Raw genomic sequence first — 5201 nt, 5'->3', positions numbered from 1 at the left:
AAAAATATTAAAGTTTTTTTATACCTCACTTTAATAACCTTATAACAAATGTGTTGCCCAAAGAAAAGCTCAAAGCCTCTTTGAGTAGAATTTGCAGAAAGGGGTCAAACCACATTCTTTACATTTTGGACTTCTTGCTAAACAAATATATCTTCCATGCAGAATTAACCAATGATGTGCTTTGGATAAATATTTTGAAGGAATATATTTTATTAATTCTTTCTCTGTTTGTATCGGATTTTTTGAATTATCTGTTAAACCAATCCTATTAGAGACTCTGAAAACATGTGTATCCACAGGCATAGCCGGCTTATCAAAAGCAACTATAAGCATAACATTTGCTGTTTTTCGACCAACTCCAGGAATAGACTCTAATTCTTCTAATGTATCGGGCACTTTTCCGTCATAATCATTCACTAGCTTTTTAGCCATTCCCAAAAGATTCTTTGCCTTATTATTAGGATAAGAAATACTTTTTATAAAATGAAAAATAGCATCTGTAGTAGTCACAGCCATAACTTCTGGAGTCGGATAAGCTTCAAATAAAGCAGGTGTTACCATATTAACTCGCTTATCGGTACATTGAGCGGATAAAATGACTGCTATTAATAGATGAAATGGGCTATCGTAGTGCAATTCTGTTTCCGCAACGGGCATATTCTTGTCAAACCATTCAATAACCCCTCTATAGCGTTCTTTTTTCGTCATATCAACTTTTATATAAATCAAACTCCCTCATAGATTATAACTACAAGGGAGCTTAAATATAATAATTATTTTTTATTTACATTTTACCAAAATCTAACTCTGTTATCTTCAACGTTCATTTTATTCTTTAAAATCGCTACAGCCTGAGATGATATTTGATAAAAATTAGATTGTTTCAGCATTTGCTTAGTCTGTTCTGCATTAAATTCTTTTGTATCTTCAGTTTTATTTGTAATATTAAGTGCATAAACTCCAGCTTTACCTTTTAAAGGTGCTTCTAGTTTATTTACTTGTCCACCTTTAGAGTACACATTCATTAATGGCTCATATCCTACTCCTGATAGATTATTTGTTTGGAATGTAACAAAATTTACTGTATCCACTTTTCCTCCTACAGCCTGAGCATAAGCATCCAAAGAGGTTAGATTCTTAGACTTTAAATCAGCAATCATTTTCTCTGCTTTCTTATCATTAATAAGCTCTGCCTTAAGCGCTTGAGACACCTCAGAAATAGGCATGTAATCTCCGGTTATTTCACTCTTTATTACAGCTACAATTCGTTTGTCTGAAATATCGAATTTCTTGATGGAGCCTACCTTCTCATTAAAAGCCCAGTGTATAACCTGACGAGAACCTGTGGCTTGTCCTAAAGCCATTTCAGCTGGAGATATAATCATATCAGGTATAACACTATAACCTTTTGTCTGAGCAGCATCATCAAAGCTAGCTACGTTTGCGTTTTCACTAACAAACTGATTAAGTTCGTTATCTATAGCATTTTGAGTTTTATCACTAATAAGTACTGGCATTTGTACTACAGCCAATTTTACTTTAGCCACCGGATTGGTTTTGTCTGCTATACGTACCAGTTGAGTTTGACCTCCAACTGAAAGCTTCAACACTTCTCCTTTCGATGCTGCAAAACATTCTTTAGCAATACCTGCACTGGCCAACATCATTTCATTAACCCAGCCAAGCTCGCCACCATTAGATCCAGGCATAACTTCATCGGCTAAAGCACTAAAATCTTTACCTCCTTTAAGAACAGTTTGTAAACTGTCGATAATATGAGTCGATGTTGCTTGATCTAAACCTTGTGGTAAAGGTATTATTTGTAACTTTACTGAATCGGCAGCATTAGTTCTATCTACTAATTTGTACATCAAATAAGATTGCTCGTTACGAACCGGTCCATATACATCTCCTACTGATGCTCCTTGTACAAATGTTTTAGCTTCTACTGGTAATGATGAAACAGCCATAAACGCATCAACATACGGACTTTCTGAATATTCGCTAACCAAAGTAGCCGGATTTTCTGCCATTTTTAGTTTTTCATATACAGAATTCATCTCTTGTTCAACAACAGCATAATCCTCGTCACTTGGAACAACATCTTTTATAAAATATGATATTTTACGAAGTTCTGTATCCAATTTATAATTATTCTTACGCAAATCATATAAAGATTTTATTTCTTTATCAGAAACCTGTACTGTTGAATCAGGTAAAGTAGAATATCTTTGAACCACATAGGCTATATTAGCTATATTTTTAGAGTCATCGAAAGAGGCTTTAGCTTCTGTATTGCTTACTAGAACAGAGCCTGCGACCAATGACGCATATTTTTCCTCAAGACGCTGATACTTCATCATATTTTGAATAAATGCCCAAATTTCTCTTCTAGCCATTATTTCAGATCTTTGTGGCTCTTGCAAAGTTGCAGGATCCTGATTAATATCTGATAAGAATTGCATTAAATAAGCTTTATCAAACTGTCTTGTCTGAGGATTTGTAAATAATGGAATCTGATATAGAATAGGGGCAACTACGTTACCATAAACCATATCGGATAATTCTTCTTTAGTTACTCCCAATCCTAATTTTTCAGCTTCATCGTTAAGCATTATTTCCTTAACCATTTGTTGATAAACCATCTCTCTAATTTGAGAAGTGGTAAATTCATCTAAAGAATTTTGATTCGACATAATCTTCTGAAAGTGTTCCCATTCAGCTATCCTGTCAGAATATTCCTTTGTTGTAACAACCTCCCCATTTACGACAAATGCCTTGTCTTTCATCTTATTGACAAAGGTTGTCACCTCACCCCATGGAAATACAAAGGCCAATAAACCCACGGCGATTATACCTACCAACAGAGTTGATTTACTCCTAATTTTCTGTAATGCAGCCATTTAGTTAATAATTATTTTTTATGTTGTTTTATTCTAATTTACAAATTATAACTTTCAGGGCACGAAGATAATAAATTGAGATTGAATTCCATTCATTTTTAGGTGACTATTCTACTTTTTCTTCGCTGTTCTCCTGCTCTTCGTTGACATATATAATTGTTTTTCCAGATGTTGATTCTCCTACATCTTTAAATTCATACTCAGTCATCTGTTGGTTTGCAACAAAACCTCCTTTCCCTTGTAGAATACCCTTATCAGGCCTATCAATTTTGACAAACTTATCTGAGTAAATCTTCTGTTGTTGATGATTCCAAAACAGTTCATCACTAGTGAACGTTTCTCCTACTATATTCTTTACAAAAACATGCCCTTTCAACTTCCATAATTTACGAGCAGTGAAATTCCAAGCTGTATCAGCCTTAACCGTGAATACAACATTAAAAACAGAATCAAACTTTTCGAAATAGATACCCTGAGGATAAAGCCAGTAAGGATCTTTAGCCTGATCAAAAACATCACATGTTTTCGCTACCAACCTATAGGAAATCACACCCGAATCTGAAATCAGCGCATTCATACTATCGGTACTCATTGTTGGCACCGTCTCTTTATCGTATGTAAAATTAACAGAAGATTTCGTTTCATCCTTGCAGGATGCGAAAAAGAAGGGTGTGGTAAAGAAAATAACGACCACAGCGACCAAAAGGCTCTGCTTTTGTATTGACTTCATTTTGTTAATCTTAGTATCATTTAAAACAGTGAGCCTCAATTTGTTATTGAGGCTATCTATATATCTGTTTATTACATTCTTATTCAACTTTTCTGCGGAAGAACCAAAGTTCATTTATGTTCATATTGAGCGATACTCCAAAATACTCCTCGCTAATCATACTACTGAACTTAGGTTTCATTTTTTTGTATTCGAAATTGATATTTATATATGATATTCTTCCTCCAATATTATCTTTAATAGGTAAGCCTAGACCTAGAGTCGCGCCATATTCTTTATAACCATCTATATTGCCTTGTTTATCCATTACATTCATATATGAATTACTGTAATTTACCCCACCTCGAAATTTCATCTTTTTCAGATAACTTCTATCGTATGGGTCTACCATATATTCCACTCCGGCACTATATTTCCATCGGTCATTGAATCGCTTCCCATCATCCAAACCGTCATTCATATAAGGGCTGTATTTCGCGTCTTTCCACTGTTGATAGGTTACATCTGCACCAAAAATCAGCCTATCATTATTATTTATTGTGAATCCTAATCCGTAAGTACTTGGAATTCCTGCATCAACCCCTTTTACAAAAGTTGTATCTCCTTGAACTAAAGCACTATTAGACTGTTGATATAAATAATGTATATTCTGATAATTTGCTTTTGTATTGATTTTGGGAGAAAAGACAGCACCTAATGTTAGTTTTTTATCTTTAGCTATAAACATTTCATACTGTGCTCCTATGTCAAACTTAGCAGCTTTTACTGTCAACTCTGAATTATCTGTTGACAAATAAGTTCCTGTTCCCGATATTTTAGGCAAGCTTCGAGTATGCTCTATTGTTCCGAAAAGATAAGAAACATTAGCTCCTACAGAGAGCCCTTTCAACGGGGTCAGGTAACCTACTCCTCCGTATATTTGACTTAAACCGCCACTTCCATTGAATGATTTGAGGTATGATACAGACCCGTTAGTTACCGTAGCACCGAATTTATAACCGACAGAAGAGTAAGGCAAAATACCAAAGCTTAAACCAAGTCTCTTTTTTATAGGAATCAATATTGTTATATAATCAAGTCCACCATTATATTTTTGTTCCGAATTTGTACCATCACTTAACTTTCCACTATTAAAGTTAATACCTATATCGAAAAGAAATGTAAGAGAATCGACACGTGAATAAGAAGCCGGATTGATAGGATTGGCACTTTGGCTATTCCGGAGACCATAACCTATTCCCCCCATCGACTTAGAGGGACCTACTGCCTGATCTCTCAGCATTCCATAACCATATCTACTGTAAGGAGAGTCAGTTTGAGCTCCCAGAGAGCTTACAATACAAGCCAATAGAGCTATAAAAAGAAATTTTCTATTCTTTAACATTATAATTTAATATACGGTTTTAATCCTTTCAATACTAGCATTTATATTAATCTCTGTTTTACAGAGATCACATTTTAACCTTTGTAAAATGTCGTAACAGTGTCAGATTTATAAACTTTTTTTTCGGTAAATTATTATTCAAAAACAACAAAACCTCATATAAAAGTTTTTCTTTACTTAATTA

At 34.3% G+C, this 5201-nt stretch carries 4 protein-coding genes; all 4 read right to left on the bottom strand.

Annotation, left to right across the window (positions count from 1 at the left end; all coding sequences use genetic code 11):
* Window positions 1–69: 69 nt before the first annotated feature.
* Entirely contained in the window at window positions 70–708 is a 639-nt protein-coding gene (nth, locus tag JGH11_RS18860) for an endonuclease III (protein WP_201114382.1), read from the bottom strand.
* An 83-nt stretch (window positions 709–791) separates the two neighbouring features.
* A complete protein-coding gene (locus JGH11_RS18855) occupies window positions 792–2903 on the bottom strand; it encodes a peptidylprolyl isomerase (protein ID WP_201114380.1) in 2112 nt (703 codons plus the stop codon).
* Between the two features lie 106 nt (window positions 2904–3009).
* Window positions 3010–3633 carry an LPS export ABC transporter periplasmic protein LptC gene (gene lptC / locus JGH11_RS18850; protein ID WP_201114378.1) on the bottom strand — a complete coding sequence of 208 codons (624 nt, stop codon included), beginning with the start codon at window positions 3631–3633 and terminating at the stop codon, window positions 3010–3012.
* A gap of 79 nt (window positions 3634–3712) precedes the next feature.
* Window positions 3713–5017 carry an outer membrane protein transport protein gene (locus JGH11_RS18845; RefSeq protein WP_201114377.1) on the bottom strand — a complete coding sequence of 435 codons (1305 nt, stop codon included), beginning with the start codon at window positions 5015–5017 and terminating at the stop codon, window positions 3713–3715.
* Between the last annotated feature and the right edge of the window lie 184 nt (window positions 5018–5201).

It is taken from the genome of Dysgonomonas sp. Marseille-P4677 (genome assembly GCF_016652235.1).
Taxonomy (GTDB): domain Bacteria; phylum Bacteroidota; class Bacteroidia; order Bacteroidales; family Dysgonomonadaceae; genus Dysgonomonas.
This window is presented reverse-complemented; position numbering and strand designations above follow the sequence as displayed.